Annotated in this window: 18 protein-coding genes; 6 read left to right on the forward strand and 12 right to left on the reverse strand. The window is 63.9% G+C overall.

What is annotated here, in order from left to right:
- From AC0L2C_RS15875 to AC0L2C_RS15885, 3 genes are all read right to left on the reverse strand, one after another.
- Window positions 1-711, reverse strand: a 711-nt coding sequence (locus AC0L2C_RS15875; protein WP_473523800.1) for a 2-dehydro-3-deoxy-6-phosphogalactonate aldolase, incomplete at its 3' end; no start/stop codon positions are given.
- 22 nt (window positions 712-733) lie between these two features.
- A complete protein-coding gene (locus AC0L2C_RS15880) occupies window positions 734-1,675 on the reverse strand; it encodes a 2-dehydro-3-deoxygalactonokinase (protein ID WP_473523801.1) in 942 nt (313 codons plus the stop codon).
- Window positions 1,672-2,439 (reverse strand): SDR family NAD(P)-dependent oxidoreductase, encoded by a 768-nt coding sequence (locus AC0L2C_RS15885; protein WP_023801440.1) that lies wholly within the window; start codon window positions 2,437-2,439, stop codon window positions 1,672-1,674. The genes AC0L2C_RS15880 and AC0L2C_RS15885 overlap by 4 nt, the downstream gene beginning before the upstream one ends.
- Before the next feature lie 440 nt (window positions 2,440-2,879).
- Here AC0L2C_RS15885 and gshB point away from each other — a divergent pair, with 440 nt between their 5' ends.
- Together gshB and AC0L2C_RS15895 are read left to right on the forward strand one after the other, a co-directional pair.
- Window positions 2,880-3,821, forward strand: a complete 942-nt coding sequence (gshB, locus tag AC0L2C_RS15890) for a glutathione synthase (RefSeq protein ID WP_128185709.1) — start codon at window positions 2,880-2,882, stop codon at window positions 3,819-3,821.
- Between the two features lie 182 nt (window positions 3,822-4,003).
- The gene (locus tag AC0L2C_RS15895) at window positions 4,004-5,536 is read left to right on the forward strand and encodes a YifB family Mg chelatase-like AAA ATPase (RefSeq protein ID WP_473523802.1); all 1,533 of its coding nucleotides are present in this window, start codon (window positions 4,004-4,006) and stop codon (window positions 5,534-5,536) included.
- Between the two features lie 98 nt (window positions 5,537-5,634).
- Here the strand turns inward: AC0L2C_RS15895 and AC0L2C_RS15900 are convergent, their stop codons facing one another.
- The 5 genes from AC0L2C_RS15900 to AC0L2C_RS15920 form a co-directional block, all read right to left on the reverse strand.
- Window positions 5,635-6,177: a hypothetical protein gene (locus AC0L2C_RS15900; protein ID WP_473523803.1), complete on the reverse strand. Its 543-nt coding sequence runs from the start codon at window positions 6,175-6,177 to the stop codon at window positions 5,635-5,637.
- A gap of 141 nt (window positions 6,178-6,318) precedes the next feature.
- On the reverse strand, window positions 6,319-8,511 hold the full coding sequence (locus AC0L2C_RS15905; RefSeq protein ID WP_473523804.1) for a malate synthase G: 2,193 nt from the start codon (window positions 8,509-8,511) through the stop codon (window positions 6,319-6,321).
- Between the two features lie 168 nt (window positions 8,512-8,679).
- Window positions 8,680-10,701, reverse strand: coding sequence for a hydantoinase/oxoprolinase N-terminal domain-containing protein (locus AC0L2C_RS15910; protein WP_473523805.1), 2,022 nt, complete (start codon window positions 10,699-10,701; stop codon window positions 8,680-8,682).
- Between the two features lie 178 nt (window positions 10,702-10,879).
- A complete protein-coding gene (locus AC0L2C_RS15915; RefSeq protein WP_473523806.1) occupies window positions 10,880-11,254 on the reverse strand; it encodes an endonuclease domain-containing protein in 375 nt (124 codons plus the stop codon).
- A gap of 95 nt (window positions 11,255-11,349) precedes the next feature.
- On the reverse strand, window positions 11,350-11,976 hold the full coding sequence (locus tag AC0L2C_RS15920; protein ID WP_473523807.1) for a CDGSH iron-sulfur domain-containing protein: 627 nt from the start codon (window positions 11,974-11,976) through the stop codon (window positions 11,350-11,352).
- Window positions 11,977-12,300: 324 nt separating this feature from the next.
- Between AC0L2C_RS15920 and AC0L2C_RS15925 the strand changes: the two genes are divergently transcribed.
- A complete protein-coding gene (locus AC0L2C_RS15925) occupies window positions 12,301-13,035 on the forward strand; it encodes a DUF5343 domain-containing protein (protein ID WP_473523808.1) in 735 nt (244 codons plus the stop codon).
- Between the two features lie 471 nt (window positions 13,036-13,506).
- Here the strand turns inward: AC0L2C_RS15925 and lepA are convergent, their stop codons facing one another.
- Complete coding sequence (gene lepA / locus AC0L2C_RS15930) at window positions 13,507-15,312, reverse strand: translation elongation factor 4 (RefSeq protein WP_473523809.1); 1,806 nt, start codon at window positions 15,310-15,312, stop codon at window positions 13,507-13,509.
- A gap of 161 nt (window positions 15,313-15,473) precedes the next feature.
- Here lepA and AC0L2C_RS15935 point away from each other — a divergent pair, with 161 nt between their 5' ends.
- The 3 genes from AC0L2C_RS15935 (at window position 15,474) to msrA (ending at window position 17,882) form a co-directional block, all read left to right on the forward strand.
- The gene (locus AC0L2C_RS15935) at window positions 15,474-16,541 is read left to right on the forward strand and encodes a TadE/TadG family type IV pilus assembly protein (protein ID WP_473523810.1); all 1,068 of its coding nucleotides are present in this window, start codon (window positions 15,474-15,476) and stop codon (window positions 16,539-16,541) included.
- A gap of 214 nt (window positions 16,542-16,755) precedes the next feature.
- Window positions 16,756-17,028, forward strand: coding sequence for a hypothetical protein (locus AC0L2C_RS15940; protein ID WP_473523811.1), 273 nt, complete (start codon window positions 16,756-16,758; stop codon window positions 17,026-17,028).
- A gap of 113 nt (window positions 17,029-17,141) precedes the next feature.
- Window positions 17,142-17,882, forward strand: a complete 741-nt coding sequence (gene msrA, locus AC0L2C_RS15945; RefSeq protein WP_473523812.1) for a peptide-methionine (S)-S-oxide reductase MsrA — start codon at window positions 17,142-17,144, stop codon at window positions 17,880-17,882.
- A 169-nt stretch (window positions 17,883-18,051) separates the two neighbouring features.
- Here msrA and AC0L2C_RS15950 read toward each other — a convergent pair whose 3' ends face one another.
- The 3 genes from AC0L2C_RS15950 to AC0L2C_RS15960 are packed head-to-tail and all read right to left on the reverse strand — an operon-like array spanning window position 18,052 to window position 20,096.
- Window positions 18,052-18,777 (reverse strand): amino acid ABC transporter ATP-binding protein, encoded by a 726-nt coding sequence (locus AC0L2C_RS15950; RefSeq protein ID WP_027154711.1) that lies wholly within the window; start codon window positions 18,775-18,777, stop codon window positions 18,052-18,054.
- Window positions 18,755-19,414: an amino acid ABC transporter permease gene (locus AC0L2C_RS15955; RefSeq protein WP_473523813.1), complete on the reverse strand. Its 660-nt coding sequence runs from the start codon at window positions 19,412-19,414 to the stop codon at window positions 18,755-18,757. The genes AC0L2C_RS15950 and AC0L2C_RS15955 overlap by 23 nt, the downstream gene beginning before the upstream one ends.
- Window positions 19,415-19,424: 10 nt before the next feature.
- Window positions 19,425-20,096: an amino acid ABC transporter permease gene (locus AC0L2C_RS15960; protein ID WP_473523814.1), complete on the reverse strand. Its 672-nt coding sequence runs from the start codon at window positions 20,094-20,096 to the stop codon at window positions 19,425-19,427.
- Window positions 20,097-20,107: the final 11 nt, after the last annotated feature.

Below are 20,107 nucleotides of genomic sequence, written 5' to 3' on the forward strand. Positions count from 1 at the left end.
GGGGTTACTCGGCGGGCCCGCCCCCTCTTTAAAACCCTGGGCCCAAAAACCCCAAACCTCGGCCGCCCCCCGGGGCCCCCCCCAACCGGGGGCGCCCCCGCCCGCCCGGGGGGCGGGGGACCGCGTTGCCACCTCGTCGACGCTCATACCAGGCTTGAACAGGCTGGAGCCAAGGCCGAAGACGCTGACACCGGCCGCCTTGTAGCCGGCAAAGTCCTTCTCCGACACGCCGCCGACCGCGCCGACCAGCGTCTCAGCCGGCAAAACGGCGCGCATCGCCGCGATCCCGGCCGCGCCGAGCACGCTGGCCGGGAAGAATTTCAGCGCCGAGGCGCCGAGCCCGATGGCTTGGAAGGCTTCGGTCGGCGTGAATACGCCCGGCATCGTCACCATGCCGTAATTCATGGCGCGACCCATGACCTGCGCATCGATGTTGGGGCTGACCAGCAGCCGCCCGCCGGCCTTGTTCAGTCCGTCGACATCGGCTGCGGTCAACACAGTCCCGGCGCCGACCAATGCCGTCGCCGGCAGCGCCTCAACAATTCTCGCGATGGAGACAAACGGATCCGGCGAATTGAGCGGCACTTCGATCGCTTCGATGCCGGCCTCGAAGATCGCCCGGCCGACGGCCACCGCCTCGTCCGGCTTGAGGCCGCGCAGGATGGCGACAAGCCCGCGCTCGAGCTTCGGAAACGATGCGGTCTCGGTCATGCGGCAACTCCGCTGTTGTCGATCATGTCTGGGCAATCATGCCATTTTTGCGCGCCGCCTCGATGAGGCCGGCACGCACCGCCTCGTCGGCATCGACGGCTCTCACCGCAAGCCCGGCAAGACCGAGCGCCTCAGTGTAGAGGGTGCCGAGCGCGCCGGATGCGACCAGCACGATCGACGCCGCGCCTTTTCGATAGCGGCGGCTGGCCGAGGCGATCTCGCCGCCGATCAGCAGGCCGGACAGGCAGGCAGCGGCATCGTCGGGTTTCAGATCCTGCAATAGGCCCGCAGCGCGGATCGAGAACAGCCTCGATGTGACATCGCCGCCCTCGGCCAGCGCGATCTCGCACCAGCGCTGGAAAAACGGATTGCCTGGTGCAACCGGCTTGGGCTGCTCGCCCAGCGAATGGCGCAGGATCGAATGCGCCGCCAGCACCGAAAACAGCTCGCCGGTCGGCCAGGTGCCAAAACCGGCAACGGCGCCGTCCTCGACCAGCACCCATTTGGAGTGGGTGCCGGGCATGCAGACGAGATGGCGGCCTGTTGCCGGCAAACCGGCGCCGGCAAGCTGCGTTTCCTCGCCGCGCATGACGTCAGGCGCGTCGGCCTGGCGCTGGGCAAGGCCCGGCACGATGCGGATGTCGCGGCGCTGGCCGGGAACGCGCGCAGCACCGGCAAGGATGGCGCCGATCGGCGCCGGCACGCTGACATAGGGCGCCTCCAGCCAGCCCTGGCGAGAGCCGGCCATGCCGCAGATGATCACGGGCATCGCTTCCGGCGCGCCCATCGCCGCCAGATGTCCTTCGAGGAGGGTCGAAAACCCGGCCGCCTGCGCGGTGATCAGCCCGTCGTCGCCGCGACGCTCGGCGAGGACATTTCCGGCCTCATCGACCAGCCAGACCCTGAGACGGGTGGTGCCCCAATCGACGGCGGCCACAGAAGGCACGTTGCTCGCTGAGTTCACAGGAAGCCCCCGTCGACGATCAGCATCTGCGCGGTCAGCATGCGCGAAGCGTCCGACGCCAGGAACAGCACCGTGCCGACGACGTCTTCCGGCTGCATCACCTGCTTGATGCATTGCTTGGCCACGTGGGCGGCGAGCGCCTGTTCGGTGACCCAGAGCTGCTTCTGCCGCTCGGTGATCACCCAGCCGGGTGCGATCGCATTGACGCGAATGCCGTCGGCGCCGAGCTTGCCGGCAAGCCCCTTGGTCAGGCCGACGATCCCGGCCTTGGCGGCGGTATAGGCCGGCATGTCGGGGTGATTGATTAGGAACGACGTCGACGTGAAGTTGATGATCGAGCCGCCGCCGGCGCGCTTCATGCCCGGCGCCACCGCCTGTGCGGAGAAGAAATGCGGGCGCAGGTTGACCGCCTGGTTGTTGTCCCAGAACTCCACGGTGACGTCTTCCACCGCGTGGCGATCGTCAAGTGCTGCATTGTTGACCAGCACGGTGACGTCGCCATGCGCCTCTGCGGCCCTGGCGGCCGAAGCCCGCAGCGCCTCGACGTCGCGTATGTCGGTCTTGAGATAGAGGGGGCGGCGGCCGAGATCCTTTTCGATGCGGTCGGCCAGCGCCAGGCTCGGGGCGTCGGCGATGTCGATGAAGGCGACCTTTGCCCCCTGGCGGGCAAAACCCTCGGTCAGCGCCGCGCCAATTCCGGAGCCGCCGCCGGTAATCAGCACCGAAGCGCCCTCAAGGTCGGCAAAGCGCGCCGATGGCATCATTTTTTTCTCCCTGCGCATGACCCCGAAAATCGGTTTCGATTTTCGGAAACGATCATGCGCAAAATCAAAGTGCTACAGCGTCGTTTGCGCATCCAAAAGGACGCGCGGCGCCGTAGGCTCGGTCGGCGCGCATCCTAGCCAGACCGGTCGGGGGAGCAAGGGAGAAAACGCAAATTCGCGGGCTTATGTCTGACAAGTCGCTCGTCAGATCCCTTGAGCGCAAGGTGCCACGGAGCGAATTTCTGGGATAGCCGAGCGTGGCATCGAAACCAACCGGCCCGCCGAACAGGAATCGTTGCTGCCGGCGCAGCCGAACTGGGCAAGGCGCTCCGCCTGCGCCTCACCTACGCCCAGCAGGCAATCCTCAAAATGTCGCGATTGGCAGATGACCGGGGAGGTTGTAAGGGCAAGCAGCCCATCCGATCCGCCGGAGATCCGCCATGCCTCTGAAAATCGCTGTCCAGATGGACCACATCTCCACCGTCTCGATTGCCGGCGACACGTCGTTTGCGCTGTCGCTGGAAGCGCAGCGACGCGGCCACCAGTTGTTCCATTATACGCCCGACCGGCTGTCGCTGCGCGACGGCAAGGTGTTTGCCGGCGTCGAGGAAATGCAGGTCCTCGACGAGAAGGGCAATCACTATTCGCTCGGCGAGAAAGTGCGCACCGACCTGTCGGAGATGGACGTCATCCTGCTCAGGCAGGATCCGCCGTTCGACATGAACTACATCACCACGACGCACATACTCGAGCGCATCCATCCCAGGACGCTGGTGGTCAACGACCCGGCCTGGGTGCGCAATAGCCCGGAAAAGATCTTCGTCACCGAGTTTCCCGACCTGATGCCGGAAACGCTGATCACCAAGGACAGCCAAGAGGTTGCCGCCTTCCGCAAGGAGTTCGGCGACATCATCGTCAAGCCGCTCTACGGCAATGGCGGCGCCGGCATCTTCCACCTGCACGAGGCCGATCGCAACCTCGCCTCGCTGCTCGAAATGTTCGGCCAGATGTTCCGCGAGCCCTACATCGTTCAGCGTTATCTGAAGGAGGTGCGCGCCGGCGACAAGCGCATCATCCTGATCGACGGCGAGCCGGTCGGCGCCATCAACCGGGTGCCGGCCGAGACTGATTCACGCTCCAACATGCATGTCGGCGGCCGCGCCGAAAAAACGGAACTAACGGAGCGCGAACGCGAGATCTGCGCCCGCATCGGCCCGTCGCTGAAGGAGCGCGGCTTTATCCTCGTCGGCATCGACGTGATCGGCGACTACATGACCGAGATCAACGTGACGTCGCCGACCGGCGTGCGCGAGGTGCAGCGTTTTGGCGGCGCCGATATCGCCAGCCTGTTCTGGGATGCGGTCGAGGACAAACGCAAGTAGCGTCCATGCTTGGCGGAACAGCGGCTTTCCGGTCCGTAGCCGATGCGACGCCATCAAGGCACACCGTTCGATTGTTCCCGTAATGTTCTTGCCTTTGCCCAAAATCTGTGGTTGTCTCAGATGACGCCGTTCGCGGCATGATCGCATGGGCTTCGGGCGAGCCCATGTCCGGGGGCAGAAAAATGGTTGCGCGGGTCCGCACGGTCGCTTTCCAGGGCATCGAGGCCGTGCCGGTCGACGTGCAGGTGATGATCGCGCCCGGCAAGGTTAACATGCACATCGTCGGCCTCGGCGACAAGGCGGTGGCCGAAAGCCGGGAGCGGGTGCAGGCGGCGCTGCACGCATCGGGCCTGTCGATGCCGTCGAAGAAGGTCACCGTCAATCTGGCGCCCGCCGATCTGCCCAAGGAAGGCAGCCATTACGATTTGCCGATCGCGCTTGGCCTGATGGCGGCGCTTGGCGCCATTCCAGGCGACATGCTGGCCGGCTATGTCGTGCTTGGCGAACTGTCGCTCGACGGCACCATCGCCGCGGTGGCCGGCGCGCTGCCGGCGGCGATCGGCGCCAATGCCGAAGGCAAGGGCCTGATCTGTCCTTTCGCCTGCGGCCCGGAAGCGGCGTGGGCCGGCAAGGATTTCGACATCCTGGCGCCGCGCAGCCTGATCGCCATCGCCAATCATTTTCGCGGCACGCAAGTGCTGTCGCGGCCGGAGGCCGGCATCCATGCCTCGGCGCGCGACCTGCCGGATCTTGCCGACATCAAGGGCCAGGAGACCGCCAAGCGGGCACTCGAAGTGGCGGCCGCCGGCGGCCATAACATGCTGATGATCGGTCCGCCAGGATCGGGAAAATCGATGCTGGCGCAGCGGCTGCCGTCGATCCTGCCGCCGCTGGCGCCGCAGGAATTGCTCGAAGTCTCGATGATCGCCTCGGTGGCCGGCGAGCTTGGCGAAGGCAAGCTGACCGACCGGCGGCCGTTCCGCGCGCCGCACCATTCGGCCTCGATGGCGGCGCTGGTCGGTGGCGGCCTGCGCGTGCGGCCGGGCGAGGCCTCGCTGGCCCACCACGGCGTGCTGTTCCTCGACGAGTTTCCCGAATTCTCGCCGCAGGCGCTCGATGCGCTGCGCCAGCCGCTGGAGACCGGCGACTGCATGATCGCCCGCGCCAATCATCGCGTCACCTATCCGGCGCGCATCCAGCTGGTCGCGGCGATGAACCCGTGCCGCTGCGGCATGGCCGGCGAGCCTGGCTATCGCTGCCTGCGCGGCGACCGTTGCCGCACCGACTATCAGGCGCGCATATCAGGCCCGCTGCTCGACCGCATCGATCTTCGGATCGAGGTGCCGGCGGTCTCGGCCAGCGATCTGATCCGGCCGGACCGGGCGGAGAAAAGTGCCGATGTGGCGCTGCGCGTGGCCCGCGCGCGGACAACCCAGCGCGAACGTTTCGAGCGGCTCGGCGCGACCTCCGTCACCACCAACGCGCACTGCTCACCCTCTGTTATCGAGGAGATCGCGATGCCGGATGCATCAGGCCTGTCGCTGCTCAGGGATGCCAGCGAAAAGCTTGGCTTTTCAGCGCGGGCCTATCACCGGGTGCTGAAGGTGGCGCGGACGCTGGCCGATCTCGAGGCCAGCGAGACGGTCGGCCGCATCCATCTGGCCGAGGCGATTTCGTACCGCATGAGTTCGGAGCGAATGGCGCAGGCGGCGTGACGTTCCCCTCCCCCTTGAGGGAGGGTGACCGGCCCGAAGGAGCTCGACAGTCTGACGCTACGCAGCCTGATCGCTATCGCCAGTCATTTCGGCGGCAGCTACTTAACCGGAATCATGAGATGTGCGTAGGGAGTGCCCGCCCACATCACATATGGCTTGGACGTGTCAGGTTTGGGGTCCGCCGGATAGCCCTGCATCATGTCCATTGCATTGACGACCATCACGTGCGGGCCGGTCTCTATCCAATTGTTGCCTTCCTCGGGCTTCGTCGCAAAAGGATCGGTGTTGCTGCCGTCGCTGCCGCCGGCCAGCATATACATGAAGCCGACCTTGCCCTTGGGCGGTTCCTTCTTTTCCATCCACGCCATTGCCCATTCCATCGAGTTGGCATCGCCACACATTGGATCCGGGCCAGGCGTGGCCGGGTGGTCCGGCATGCACCAGAAGCCGTTTGTACCCTCGCGCAGTGTGCGCATCGCACCCTTCTCATCCATAGCGTGGATCGCAGCGCCGCTTGCTACAGCGGGGGGTGCAGCGGATTCAGCGCTCTTGATCATCGCAGCGTCATCGGCGGCTGCGCCTTGCATCGCAACCAAACTGCCCGCCGCCGCAATCGCAGCGACCGTCAGAAGCCGTTTCATGGCCGTTCTCCGGTTTTGAGTTCTTGTGCATGATGTCGGACGCACGGCCTCCCAGAGCCGTTTGTCGGTGGTTAAATCGTAGCAGATCGCGTGCACCGGGACAACGATGTTTTAGCAATTGCTAATATCTGTCGGGCTATACTAAAACTCTGTTCGCGCTATCGAGGGGCTTTCCTTCGCCTTCAGCTCCAGCCGCCGCGCGTGCAGCACCGGCTCGGTGTAGCCGTTGGGCTGGACCCGGCCCTTGAATACGAGGTCGCAGGCGGCGAGGAAGGCGATCGACTTGTCGAAGTCAGGGGCCATCGGCCGGTAGAGCGGATCGCCTGCATTCTGGCGGTCGACGACGCCGGCCATGCGCTTCATCGTCTCCATCACCTGGTCTGAGGTGCACACGCCGTGATGCAGCCAGTTGGCGATGTGCTGCGAGGAGATGCGCAGCGTGGCGCGGTCCTCCATCAGGCCTATGTCATTGATGTCAGGCACCTTCGAGCATCCGACGCCCTGGTCGATCCAACGCACGACATAGCCCAGAATGCCTTGCGCGTTGTTGTCGAGCTCGTTCTGGACCTCCTCCAGCGACCAGTTCGGCCGCACCGCTACCGGCACCGACAAGATGTCGTCGAGCTTTGCCTTGGGGCGGCTCTTCAGCGCCGCCTGCACAACGTGGACGTCGACCTTGTGGTAGTGGGTGGCGTGCAGCGTTGCTGCTGTCGGCGACGGCACCCAGGCGGTGTTGGCGCCGGCCCTGGGATGGGCGATCTTTTCCGCCAACATCGCCGCCATCAGATCGGGCATCGCCCACATGCCCTTGCCGATCTGGGCGCGGCCGGCCAGCCCGCATTCCAGCCCGGTGTCGACGTTCCAGGCTTCGTAGGCGGCAATCCAGACGGCCTGCTTCATGTCGCCCTTGCGGATCATCGGGCCGGCTTCCATCGAGGTGTGGATCTCGTCGCCGGTGCGGTCGAGGAAACCGGTGTTGATGAAGACGACGCGATCTTTGGCGGCGCGGATCGCCTCCTTGAGGTTGACGGTGGTGCGCCGCTCCTCGTCCATAATGCCCATCTTGATGGTGTTTTTCACCATGCCGAGCAGCGCCTCGACACGGTCGAATATCTCGACGGCGAAGGCGACTTCCTCCGGCCCGTGCATCTTGGGCTTTACGACATACATCGAGCCCGCGCGGGAATTGGCGCGTCGTCCGTTCGGGCCGACATCGTGCAGCGCGATCAGCGCCGTCATCGCCGCATCCATTATGCCTTCCGGAACCTCGCTGCCGTCGCGGTCCGTAATCGCCGGATTGGTCATGAGGTGGCCGACGTTGCGGATCAGCATCAGCGAGCGGCCGGGCAGGGACAGCGTGCCCCCATCAGGCGCGGTGTACGACCGGTCGGGATTGAGTTTTCGCGTAAACGTGCTGCCGGCCTTGGTGATCTCCTCGGCAAGGTCGCCCTTCATCAGGCCGAGCCAGTTGCGGTAGACCAAAACCTTGTCCTGCGCATCGACTGCCGCGACAGAATCTTCGCAGTCCTGAATGGTGGTCAGCGCCGATTCCAGCACGATGTCGGCAATGCCGGCCGGATCGGTCTTGCCGATCTGGTTGCTGCGGTCGATCACAATCTCGATATGCAGGCCATCGCGGGTCAGCAGGACGGCTTCGGGATTATCGGCGTCGCCGCGATAGCCGGCAAACTGTTTGGGATCGGCGAGCGTGGTGGCGCCGGCGCCCTCGCCCAGCCGCAGCATGCCGTTGGCCACGGAAAGCCCGTTGACCCCTGCCCATTTGCCTGAGGTGACCGGCACCGACTCGTCGAGAAAATCCTTCGCCCAGGCAATGACCCTGGCGCCGCGCACGGGATTGAATCTCCCGCCCTTCTCGGCGCCGTCGGTCTCGGGAATGGCGTCGGTGCCGTAGAGCGCGTCATAGAGCGAGCCCCAGCGCGCGTTGGCGGCGTTCAGCGCATAACGCGCATTCATCACCGGCACCACCAATTGCGGCCCGGCAACCACCGAGATCTCGGGGTCGACATTGTCCGTCGCTACGGAGAAGGCCGGCCCTTCCGGCACGAGATAGCCGATTTCCCTCAGGAAATCCTTGTAGGCTTCCATGTCGCTGGGCGCGCCATTGTCGTGATACCAGCGGTCGATCTGGCCTTGCAGCGCGTCGCGCTTTGCGAGCAGAGCCCGGTTCTTCGGCGCCAAATCATCCACGATGGCCGAGAAGCCGGTCCAGAAGGCGTTGGCTGCAATGCCGGTGCCCCGCAGCGCCTCGTTCACGACGAAATCATAAAGTTCGCGGGCAATCCGCAATCCGGCGATTTCGACGCGATCGGTCATCGGGGCTTTCTCCAGGCGAAAGGCTTTGGCCGGGCCTTTGACATGTCAGGGTGGCAGGGTCAATTCAGCTTAGGGTGAAGGTAGGGCAAATCGCTTCCATTTCGAATGCCGCCTCACCCTTTGCGTTGACGCAGGCTGGTGCGGCTCCCCCTTCTCCCACAAGGCGCCCTACACCGCGATCCTTGGCCTGCCCGACGCCACTGCCACCACATGCGCCTCGATGAACATGCGCTGGCCCTCGACGGTCGAGACGCGGAATTCGCTGGCGATCTCGATTTCGGCGCTGTCGGTGCCGGCGTCCCTGGCCCGCCCGGCGGCAATGGCGCGGACATCGGTTTCCGCTGCCGCGATCGCCGCCGCCTCGTCATTGAAGTCGCGCACGCTTTCGCCTGAGGCGACGCGAAACAGCCCTTCCTGGGGCTGGCTGACGCGCGCCTCCGCCGAAACCCTGACCTGGCCGACGACGGCGCCGAGCGCATTGGCGACATCGGTATCTTCGGGCACCAGGCAGTCATGGCCGACCAGCGGTGGCAGCCCGGCATAATGCAGCGGCGCCGAGGCGCCGAGGCCGATGACCGGGCGGTCGAGCGCGACGCTCAGCCGTGCGATGCCGGGATGGGAATCGACGGCGCGCTGGACCAGCGCGTGCGCCACGGTCGCCGCGCCATCCAGCCCGTCCTCGGCAAAGGCGGTTTCGAGGATGACTTCCGCCGACAGCCGGGTCAGCGTGGTCAGCACCCGTTCCGAGATCGCCTCCGGCGTGGCGGCGATCGCCTGTCCGCGGCCGTCGCGCTTGCGGGCGAACAGCTCGGCGCCGAGCCGAGCCGTGGCGGCATCCCAGTTGGCCTGCTTGCCCAGCACATGGGCGGCGTCCGACGGCGTGAAGCCGGCGACATGCACCAGCCCGCGCGACACCAACCGGTTCAAGGTGGCGTTCTGGGCGTTTGATGTCAAAAGCCTGTCGACGGCGAGAGGCGTCGAGCCGATCAGCTCATAAAGCTTGGCCTCGGCGCCGGTCAGGCCGGCAGCCAGCCGCTGCGGCACGCCAGTCCTGACCGCCAGCCGGCCATCCATGCGGCTGGGGTTGGCCGCGCGGATTTGGCGTTCCAGTTCGACGGTCACCGCTTCGCCATGCATCATGCCGGCCAGCGCCAGCGGCACCAGGCGGCGCGGCCCGAGCAGGATTCTTGGGTTGAGCGCGCCATCCTCCAGCGCCACTTCGGAATCGCCGCCGAGCCCAAAGGTGCGCATGGCCACCGCCTCGACCATGGTGCGGAAGCCGCCGACGGTGGCGCCTTCCGGGTCAAGCCTGGGACGGCCCTGGTCGAGCACGGCAACGTCGGTGGTGGTGCCGCCGATGTCGGACACGACTGCATTGTCGAGGCCGGTCATGTGGCGAGCGCCGACAAGGCTGGCGGCCGGGCCTGAAAGAATCGTCTCGATCGGCCGCTGGCGGGCGAAGGCGGCCGAAACCAGCGCGCCGTCGCCGCGCACCACCATCAGCGGGGCGGCGATGCCGCGCGCGGCAAGAAAGCCCTCCGTCGCCGCCACCAGCCGGTCGATCATCGAGATCAGCCTGGCGTTGAGCAGCGTCGTCAGCGCCCGGCGCGGGCCGCCGAGCTTGGCCGAAAGCTCGTGGCTGGCGGTGACCGGCAGGCCGGTCTTTTCGCGGATCAGGTCGCGAGCGGCGAGCTCGTGCGCCGGGTTGCGGGTGGCGAAATAGGCGCAGACGGCAAAGCCGGACACCGAGGCGCCGAGTTCCGGCAGCGCAGCCTCTAGCCCGGACAGGTCGAGCTTTGCCGCATTGCCGTGGACATCATGGCCGCCGGGGCAGAACACGACAGGGTCCGTGCCAAGTGCCGCCTTCAGCCCGTCGCGGGCAAGGTCGCCCTCGGCAAAGCCGATCATCACCAGCGCGACGCGGCCGCCTTGGCCCTCGACCAGCGCGTTGGTGGCAAGCGTCGTCGACATCGACACCAGTTTTATCGCTGCAGGGTCGGTGCCTGCTTTCTGCAGCACCGCGTCGACCGCACCCGATATGCCGACGGCGAGGTCGTGGCGCGTCGTCAGCGCCTTGGCCTTGGCCAGCACTTTGCCGTTAGGACCGCCCGCCTCCGACCACAGCACGGCGTCGGTGTAAGTGCCGCCGGTGTCAATGCCGAGGAACAGGGGCGATGGTTTGGTGATCATTCTGGCGGGTCCGGCGAATTTCGTCCCCGCCCCTTAGCCGATACGGAACGGCGGATAAAGCCGCGAGCGCTGGGCCACGATGAAGTTCGATCTCCCCCCTTGTGGGGGAGATGTCCGGCAGGACAGAGGGGGGCGCTGTCCCGCCGGCCTTGCCGTGGTTACATCCCGCCCCGGCCGTTCATTCGGACGGATGCCCCTGGCCAGCCGCAATCACAATATGCTGGCAGACATTGTCGATGTCGCGGATAATGTCGTCATTCCAGAAGCGCAGGACGGTCCAGCCATCCTGTTTCAGCCGCAATGTCCTTGCCTCATCGCCGGCAACAGCATCGCCTTGCGCATGCTGGGAGCCGTCGACCTCGACGATCAGTTTCTTTTCTGGGCAAGCGAAGTCGACGATATAGCCGGCGATCGGGAATTGTCGGCGGAAGCCAAGCCCCATCAGCCGGTGCGCGCGAAGCTCGTTCCAGAGCTTCAGCTCGGCTGATGTCATGACCTTGCGCATCGATCTGGCGTTTGCGCGATGTTTTGGCGGCAACGGCGTGTGAGGCATTGTGCTGCTGAAATTAGCGCTCTACGGCGCCCCCCTCTGTCCTGCCGGACATCTCCCCCACGAGGGGGGAGATTGGCGCTTGGCCGCTGCGCCAGCTACCCCACAAACCCCACGCGCTTGTGGCTGCCGTCGCAAAACGGCTTGTTGGCCGAGTGGCCGCAGCGGCAGAGGAAGGTGCGTGTCGTGCGGTCGACCGTGTGGCCGGTGCCGGTGACGATCTCGACATTGCCTTCGAGCTTGAGCGGGCCGTTGGTCGTCGGCGTCACCGTCAGCGGGCCATTGCGCGCGGCCAGCGCCGGCGTGTCCTTCAGCGCCGGCTCGCCGGTGGCGGCAAAGCCTGATTTGCTGTGGCTGCCGTCGCAGAACGGCTTGTTCTCCGAAGCGCCGCAGCGGCACAGCGTGGCGCGATAAAACGTTTCGCCGCCGAGCACGATCTCGGCATGCAGCGCCAGCGGGCCGTTTTCCCGGATGCGCACCGTGTTGACCACCGGCGGCTTTTCCTGCGGCCCGCCATCCTTCCTTACATAGGTGATGGCGCCCGACGGGCAGCGTTCGGCAATCGCCACGATCTTCTCGACGCTGGCCGCCTCGGGATGGATCCACTGGCCCTTCGCGTTGGGCACGAAGACATCCGGATCGCCCAGCACGCAATTGCGCGAATGGATGCAGCGCCGGCCGGAAAAGCCGACATCGATCTTTTCGCCTTCGACCGTGCCTGCCATAGCTGCGCTCCTTCGCTGAAGGCGTCACGCTATGGCGGTGGCAGGGACGGCGTCAAGTTGGAAGGCGCCCTTCTCCCCCAGCCCCCAGCCTCCGAAATGGCGAAACATCCAACCAACCACCGCGTGGCTGTCGACAAATTCCTTGGTTCGGATCGCATGAAGATCGCTTAGTTTCGATATCGATAATCCTTGCTGATAAATTTTCTAATTATTTCAATATGTTATATTAAGTACCGGAAGTACCAGATGTATCTGAACCCTATGTTGACTTTTAGGATACGTTGGTTCAGTGTTGTTAACGCAGATTCGCAACGGGATATGCCCATGCCAGTTACAGCAGACAAACCAGCGCCATACGCGCCCGCGTCCGCGATCTTGGCCCTTATAGAACGACATCGAAACAAGGGGCTTCCGTCGCCTGTCGACGCTGACGTTCTTGGGCGAGCAGGAATCTCGGAAAGCCTTATCCCACGTACTATTCAAGCACTTCAGACGCTGGATTTGCTAGATGAAAGTGGTAAGCCATCCCCAGTTTTTGAGGGACTGCGGCTTGCGCCAGAAGCGGAATATAAGGCACGTCTGACCGACTGGTTAAACGCGGCCTATGCTGATGCCCTCGCGTACATAGATCCTGCCGTTGACGACGAGACCCGTATCCGGGACGCATTTCGAAGTTACGTTCCTGTCGGCCAACAGGCGCGGATGGTGACGACATTCATTGGTCTTTATGCCGGAGCAGGTGTGCGGCCGGAGCGATCGCGTCCGGCTCCTCGCGCCAACGGAGACCGACCCGCTGCCACAAGGAAACTCTCCCCCCCGAAACCTATGAAGCCACGTATACAGGCTCAGCGAAAGCCGCCGTCTGTCGACGGATCACTGCCGCCCGCCCTTGCGGGGCTTTTGGTCAGCCTCCCAACAGAAGGTCAGTCTTGGACAAAGGTCGAGCGCGACAGGTTCATGCTGACTTTCGGTACCGTCCTCGATTTCTGCTTTCCGACCGACGACCGGCCGAAGCGGAAATCCGAGCAAGAAAATGATGCGGAGGATGCCGACGAATGAGACCTCTATAGCCCCTCGCGCTCTGGCCATCGGCGTCAGAGGGGAGACTACTAGAAAGCCGCCAATCCCGTTTGCACCGGGACGGCGGCTCTAGATGACCAAGCAGTCGGAAAGAGGCGGTAGCCACTGCGACGCTAGGACCACTCCATCCCTAGAATCGCACCTCCGCCGCCTCTTTTCAAGGCCCACCCTTTGAAGAGGTGAAGAAATGGTTTGGGTGAATCCTTACCAGCGCTTCCGCTTTGGCCGCACCGAATCCGTGTGCGGTCATTTCCGTAGCCGATAAATAGGCGGCGGCTATCGCCGCTTCGCCTTCTGAACAACCCAACTGCTGGGAGTCATTCAGGCTCCCGGCCTTTTTCTTGCGCTTCTCGTATCGCTAGTGGCAGTTCATCTGCACCGGCTTCCGGTAGTGCTCATGCCGGAGTTCAATTGGTGGTCACCGATGCGTCCGGCCGCAGGTCGGAGCGCTCAATCGCCCATCTTCAGCGCCTGGATAAACGCCTCCTGCGGGATATCTACCTTGCCGAACTGCCTCATCCGCTTCTTGCCCTCTTTTTGCTTGTCGAGCAGCTTGCGTTTGCGCGAGACGTCGCCGCCGTAGCATTTGGCGGTGACGTCCTTGCGCAGCGCCGAGATGGTTTCGCGGGCGATGACCTTGCCGCCGATGGCGGCCTGGATCGGGATCTTGAACAGATGGTTCGGGATCAGCTCCTTCAGCTTCTCGCACATCTGCCGGCCGCGCTTTTCCGCCGCCGTGCGGTGGACCAGCATCGACAGCGCGTCGACCGGCTCCTCATTGACCAGGATCGACATCTTGACCAGGTCGCCTTCCTTGTAGTCGGTGAGGTGATAGTCGAACGAGGCGTAGCCTTTGGAGATCGACTTCAGCCGGTCGTAGAAGTCGAAGACGACCTCGTTGAGCGGCAAATCGTAGGTGAGCATGGCGCGCTTGCCGACATAGGACAGGTCGGCCTGGATGCCGCGCCGGTCCTGGCAGAGTTTTAGGATGCCGCCGAGATACTCGTCGGGGGTGAGGATGGTGGCGCGGATCCACGGCTCCTCGATGGCCTGGATCTTGACCACGTCGGGCATGTCGGCGGGGTTGTGCAATTCCTTCGTCGTGCCGTCGTTCAACAGCAGCCGGTAGACAACCGAGGGCGCGGTGGCGATGAGGTCGAGGTTGAACTCGCGCTCCAGCCGCTCCTGGATGATTTCGAGATGTAGCAGGCCAAGGAAGCCGCAGCGATAGCCGAAGCCGAGCGCGGCGCTGGTTTCCATCTCATAGGAAAAGGAAGCGTCGTTGAGGCGCAGCTTGCCGACTGCGGCGCGCAGATCCTCGAAATCGGCGGCGTCGACCGGGAACAGGCCGCAGAACACCACCGGCTGCGCCGGCTTGAAGCCGGGCAGGGCCTGCGCCGTCTGGCGCTTGTCCTCGGTGATGGTGTCGCCGACGCGGGTGTCGGCGACTTCCTTGATCGAGCCGGTGAAGAAACCGAACTCGCCGGGGCCGAGCTCATCGACATTAATGCGGGCGGGGGTGAAGACGCCGGTGCGCTCGACCAGGTACTTGGCGCCGGTGCCCATCATGCGGATGGTCTGGCCCTTCTTCAGCACGCCGTCGATGATGCGGACCAGCACGATGACGCCGAGATAGGCGTCGTACCAGCTGTCGACCAGCATCGCCTTCAGCGGTGCTGTGATGTCGCCCTCGCGCGGCGGCGGCAAATCGTTGACGATCGCCTCCAGCACGTCGGGAATGCCGAGGCCGGTCTTGGCCGAGATCAGCACGGCGTTGGAGGCGTCGATGCCGATCACCTCCTCGACCTGCTCGCGGATCCGCTCCGGCTCGGCCGCCGGCAGGTCGACCTTGTTCAGCACCACGACGATCTCGTGGTTGTTGTCGATGGCCTGGTAGACATTGGCCAGCGTCTGCGCCTCGACCCCTTGAGAGGCGTCGACGACCAGCAGCGAGCCTTCGCAGGCGGCCAGCGACCGCGAAACTTCGTAGGCGAAGTCGACATGCCCCGGCGTGTCGATCAGGTTGAGGATAAAATCCTCGCCATTGTTGGCGCGGTACTTCAACCGCACCGTCTGCGCCTTGATAGTGATGCCGCGCTCGCGCTCGATGTCCATCGAGTCCAGCACCTGCTCCTTCATGTCGCGCAGCTCCAGCCCGCCGGTCAGCTGGATCAGCCGGTCGGCAAGCGTGGATTTGCCATGGTCGATATGGGCGACGATGGAGAAATTGCGGATGTTCTTGATCGGCGTGGTCATGTCGGGCGCTTTAGCAGGGGCAGCTTGCCCGGGCAAGCGGCCGGGCGCCCCGCATGAGCCGGCAGCGATCGCAACGTCGTTAAACTTTGCTACATCAGATTGGGGCATAATTCGCGCCCTGCGTAATAGGCCGTCACCTTTTACCGTTTGGGGAACGCGAAATGCCACTGTCCGGAAGCCATTTTCTCAGTTCCGAGAGCGGCTCCCTAGCGCCGATACTCGCCATCATGCTTATCCCGATGTGTGCCGCTCTGGGCCTCTCGGTCGACTATAACGCGGCCATTGCGACCAAGGGCTCGATGCAGAATGCGCTCGATGCCGCGACCCTGGCGATCACCACGCTGCCGACAAGCACGTCATTGGCGGACCGTCAGGTAAAGCTGCAGGAGTCGTTTGCGGCCAATAGCGGGCAAGGCACTGCCAAGCTCGACGGCTTCGTCGTCGCCGCCGACGGCACCGCCAGCATCAATGCTTCGGCCAGCTTTGCCATGCCGACGAACTTCATGCAGATCGCCCGCGTCGATACCGTGCAGATCGGCGTCGCTTCGGCGGTGCGCAAGAGGCCGGCACTGGTGCAGACCACGTTCAAGGTCCAAAAGGTGTCGGGCCATTGGAACAAGACGGTGTCGCTCTTCGGCACGAAATTCACCGAGACGGCGGTCAACCCGTTGATGAAGATCACCTATGTCTATAACAATTTTGGTGATCCGAAAGGCTACGGCACGTCGACAGTGTATACGGTCAATGGAGCGACGGAGACGAAGGTCCAGGAACAAAAATGCACGACCAAGACGGTGCAGAATTTCAACAACCTGCCAACCGGGGCGATCACACAGGTTAGCGGCAACAAGAAATACCTGACCACCTGCACCAACACCATGTACCCGGCGAACGGCGCCGGCGCGGTGATCGATGTCAGCCTTATGGATTCACTGTTTCTGCAGATGGATGTGCCGGATGCCGCAAGAGCAAATCCGCCCAAGCCACCCGTGCTCAGATCCAACGATTCGGCGACATCGAACCGGCTGTACATCGACGGCGTCGAGATCGCGAACGGCGAGAAGGTGGACATCTTCACTGCAGTGCCATGCGGCCAATCCAGCCAGCAGGCCTGGGAGGACGGCGGAAATCCCGTCCCGGCTCCGGTGTCCAACGCCGACTTCTTCTACACCGTGACCGGCAAATGCGACTTCAATCAACGGGCTTCGCAAACAGTGCTTACGCAGTAGCTGGACGGGAAACGGCGCAACGCTCGACCTTGTCGAAGCAAAGCATTCATAACGCCGCCTGCCACCGGGCGGCGTTTTTATTTGTGGGCCAATTCGAGGATGAGCGGAGGTGGGCGATCACGAAGCGGTGATGGCTGTAACGAAGACCCAGGCGGTGGCGAAGAGCTGATGTGTAATGCCATTTCGGCGCATCACCAACTCTTGGAGACCACATATGACCAACCGCCTGACCTTGCCGGCACTTGCCTTGGCGCTTTGCTCGACGGCGATTTTTGCCGGCGGCATTGCGCGCGCCGAAGATGCGATGAAGCCGGCCGATGCGATGACGACTGACGCCATGAAGCCGGCGACCGATGCGATGAAGCCCGCGGATCCGATGGCGGTCGAAAAGCTGAAGGGCTGCATAGACAAGGCTGCCATGGAAACCGACGCGATGAAGAAGGACGAGGCGACCAAGACCTGCGACGCAATGGGCACGGCCAAGTAGGCCACGTCCGGAACGGGGTCGGGCCGGCCGACGCACACGCCCGCACGGCAATGTGAAACCGCGACGAACCTATCTGTCGTATAGTCGAAAACCTCATGCAGGAGAGATCAGAGATGGCCGGCATTGAAAGAACCGCCGCGAAACGATTGACCAACGTCGCCTGGGGCGCGCTTGCGGCGCTGATGCTCGCGGCGGCTGGCGCCGCCTTGTGGCAGACGCCGGCGATCTCGGCCGAGGCGGCGATGGTGATCCCGCCACCGGCGATGGACGAAAAACCCGCCGCCGGCACCGCCAGGGCGATCTTCGCCGGCGGCTGCTTCTGGGGCGTGCAAGGCGTGTTCCAGCACGTCAAGGGCGTGACCAGCGCCGTCTCCGGCTATGCCGGCGGCGACAAGGACACCGCCGTCTACGAGACGGTCGGCACCGGCCGGACCGGGCATGCCGAGGCCGTCGAGATCATCTACGAGCCGTCCAAAGTCAGTTACGGCCAGCTGCTGCAGGTGTATTTCTCGGTCGCGCACAACCCGACGCAGCTGAACTACCAGGGTCCGGACCGCGGCCCGCAATACCGTTCGACGATCTTTGCCGAAAGCGACGCGCAGAAGAAGATCGCCGAGAGCTATATCGCCCAGCTCGACAAGGCCAAGGTGTTTCCGAAGCCGATCGTGACCACGCTGGAGACGGGGAAAAAATTCTATCCGGCCGAGGACTACCACCAGGACTTTTTGACGCTGAACCCGACCTATCCCTACATCGTCTACAACGACCTGCCCAAGGTCGAGAATTTGAAGACGCTATTCCCAGACCTCTACAGCGACAAGCCGGTGCTGGTGCTGGCCGGCAACAAGAGCTGATCTTTTGCCAGTGTACCTGGTGCGTCCTAATGGACGCATGTCGGCGTCAGGTGTGGTGAGGTACCAGGTCAGGCCGCGCCGAAAATGGTGGATTCCGAGAACCGGAACGGAGCGTACTTTCGGGTACGCGAGTAGCGCCGGTTGCAGGCCGGCTGAATATCAACACAGCTTATTGCACGCCCAGAAACTGCCGGAGCTCCGGCGTCCTGGGATTGGAAAAAACGTCCTCGGGGGCGCCGATCTCGTGGACGCGGCCCTGATGCATGAAGACGACGCGCGAGCAGACGTCGCGGGCAAAGCGCATCTCGTGGGTGACCATCACCAGCGTCATGCCTTCCGCCGCCAATTCCTTGACGACGGCCAGCACTTCGGCGACGAGCTCGGGATCGAGCGCCGAGGTGATCTCGTCGCATAGCAGCGCGATGGGCTGCATGGCGAGCGCCCGGGCGATCGCCACGCGCTGCTGCTGGCCGCCGGACAATTCGTCCGGCAACGCATCGAACTTGTGGGCGAGACCGACGCGGTCGAGCATTTTTCGCGCGACCGCCTCGGCGTCCTTCTTCGGCGTCTTCTTCACCACCATCTGCGACAGCATGACATTGCCGCCGGCGGTGAGATGCGGAAACAGGTTGAATTGCTGAAAAATCATGCCGACCTTCAGGCGCAGCGCCTTGAGATGCACCTCGTCGGGCAGGAACTGGGCGCCGGCGACGACGATCGAGCCTTCATCGATGGTCTCGAGCCCGTTGATGCAGCGCAGCAGCGTCGACTTGCCCGAACCGCTCTTGCCGATGATGGCGACGACCTCGCCCGGCGCGACGTCGATGGAAATCCCCTTCAGCACCTCGTTGTCGCCGAAGCGCTTCTTCACCTCAGTGATTGCGATGAGCGACATTGAGCTTCCTTTCCAGGAGCTGGCTGGATTTCGACAGCGGCCAGCACAAAGCAAAGTAGATGAGCGCGACCAGGCCATAGACGGTGAACGGCTGGAACGTGGCGTTGGTGACGATCGAACCGGCCTTCGACAGTTCGACGAAGCCGATGATCGAGGTGAGCGCGGTGCCCTTCACCACCTGCACCGAAAAGCCGACGGTCGGCGGCAGCGCCACTTTCAGTGCCTGCGGCAGGATGACGTAGCGCATCTGCTGGAGATAACCCATGCCGAGGCTGGCTGACGCCTCCCATTGGCCCTTGGCAATGCTCTCGACGCAGCCACGCCAGATTTCGGCGAGGAAGGCTGCGGTCCACAGGATGAGCGCGACACAGGCGGCAAGCCAGGCGGGAACGTCGATGCCAAACAGGCCAAGCCCGAAGAAAGCCAGAAAGAGCTGCATCAGCAGCGGCGTGCCCTGAAACAGCTGGATGTAGCCGCGTGACAGAAACTGCATCCCACGCCGGCCGCCGATGCGCAAGAAAAGCAGGGCCGCGCCGACGATGCCGCCACCGATGAAGGAGACCAGCGAGAGGACAACGGTCCAGCGGGCGGCCAGAAGCAGGTTGCGCAGGATGTCCCACAAGCTGAATTCGGTCATGGCGCCTGTCTCATCGCGACGCCTTCCTCGGGAACAGCATCCCGCCCAGGCCGGCCAGCAGCTGGCGCAGCAGGATGGCGAGCGCCAGGTAGATCAAGGTGGAGACGATGTAGGTTTCGAAGGCCCTGAAATTGCGCGACTGGATAAAGTTGGCGGCGAAGGTCAGGTCCTCAGCGGCAATCTGCGAAACGACGGCCGAACCCAGCATGACGATGACGATCTGCGACGACAGCGCAGGCCAGATGCGCTGCAGCGCCGGGACCAGAACCACGTGCCAGAAGGTCTGGAACTGGGTCATGGCGAGGCTGGCGCCGGCCTCGAACTGGCCGCGCGGCGTGGCCTGGATGCCGGCGCGGATGATCTCGCAGCTGTAAGCGCCGAGATTGACGATCATGGCGAGGTTGGCGGCGGTCAGCTCCGACATCCTGATGCCAAGCGACGGCAGGCCGAAGAAAATGAAGAACAGCTGGATGAGGAAGGGCGTGTTGCGGATCAGCTCGACATAGGTCGCAACGACGGGTTTTAGCCATTTCGGCCCCAGCGCCCGGACCCAGGCGCAGGCAATGCCCAATGCCACGCCGAACACCGCGCCGATCAGGATAAGCTGCACGGTGATCCGGATGCCCTTGAGCAGCACCGGCAGAGATCCGATCAGCCAGCTGAAATCGAACTGATAGGTCATGACTTGCTATC

The sequence above is a fragment of the Mesorhizobium sp. WSM4845 genome (assembly GCF_055811455.1).

Excerpts from the sequence above, each read along its gene's own strand:
- AC0L2C_RS15885 (WP_023801440.1), bottom strand. The coding sequence starts at position 2,439 with ATGATGCCATCGGCGCGCTTTGCCGACCTTGAGGGCGCTTCGGTGCTG.
- gshB (WP_128185709.1), top strand. The coding sequence starts at position 2,880 with ATGCCTCTGAAAATCGCTGTCCAGATGGACCACATCTCCACCGTCTCG.
- AC0L2C_RS15895 (WP_473523802.1), top strand. The coding sequence starts at position 4,004 with ATGGTTGCGCGGGTCCGCACGGTCGCTTTCCAGGGCATCGAGGCCGTG.
- AC0L2C_RS15900 (WP_473523803.1), bottom strand. The coding sequence starts at position 6,177 with ATGAAACGGCTTCTGACGGTCGCTGCGATTGCGGCGGCGGGCAGTTTG.
- AC0L2C_RS15905 (WP_473523804.1), bottom strand. The coding sequence starts at position 8,511 with ATGACCGATCGCGTCGAAATCGCCGGATTGCGGATTGCCCGCGAACTT.
- AC0L2C_RS15910 (WP_473523805.1), bottom strand. The coding sequence starts at position 10,701 with ATGATCACCAAACCATCGCCCCTGTTCCTCGGCATTGACACCGGCGGC.
- AC0L2C_RS15915 (WP_473523806.1), bottom strand. The coding sequence starts at position 11,254 with ATGCCTCACACGCCGTTGCCGCCAAAACATCGCGCAAACGCCAGATCG.
- AC0L2C_RS15920 (WP_473523807.1), bottom strand. The coding sequence starts at position 11,976 with ATGGCAGGCACGGTCGAAGGCGAAAAGATCGATGTCGGCTTTTCCGGC.
- AC0L2C_RS15925 (WP_473523808.1), top strand. The coding sequence starts at position 12,301 with ATGCCAGTTACAGCAGACAAACCAGCGCCATACGCGCCCGCGTCCGCG.
- lepA (WP_473523809.1), bottom strand. The coding sequence starts at position 15,312 with ATGACCACGCCGATCAAGAACATCCGCAATTTCTCCATCGTCGCCCAT.
- AC0L2C_RS15935 (WP_473523810.1), top strand. The coding sequence starts at position 15,474 with ATGCCACTGTCCGGAAGCCATTTTCTCAGTTCCGAGAGCGGCTCCCTA.
- AC0L2C_RS15940 (WP_473523811.1), top strand. The coding sequence starts at position 16,756 with ATGACCAACCGCCTGACCTTGCCGGCACTTGCCTTGGCGCTTTGCTCG.
- msrA (WP_473523812.1), top strand. The coding sequence starts at position 17,142 with ATGGCCGGCATTGAAAGAACCGCCGCGAAACGATTGACCAACGTCGCC.
- AC0L2C_RS15950 (WP_027154711.1), bottom strand. The coding sequence starts at position 18,777 with ATGTCGCTCATCGCAATCACTGAGGTGAAGAAGCGCTTCGGCGACAAC.
- AC0L2C_RS15955 (WP_473523813.1), bottom strand. The coding sequence starts at position 19,414 with ATGACCGAATTCAGCTTGTGGGACATCCTGCGCAACCTGCTTCTGGCC.
- AC0L2C_RS15960 (WP_473523814.1), bottom strand. The coding sequence starts at position 20,096 with ATGACCTATCAGTTCGATTTCAGCTGGCTGATCGGATCTCTGCCGGTG.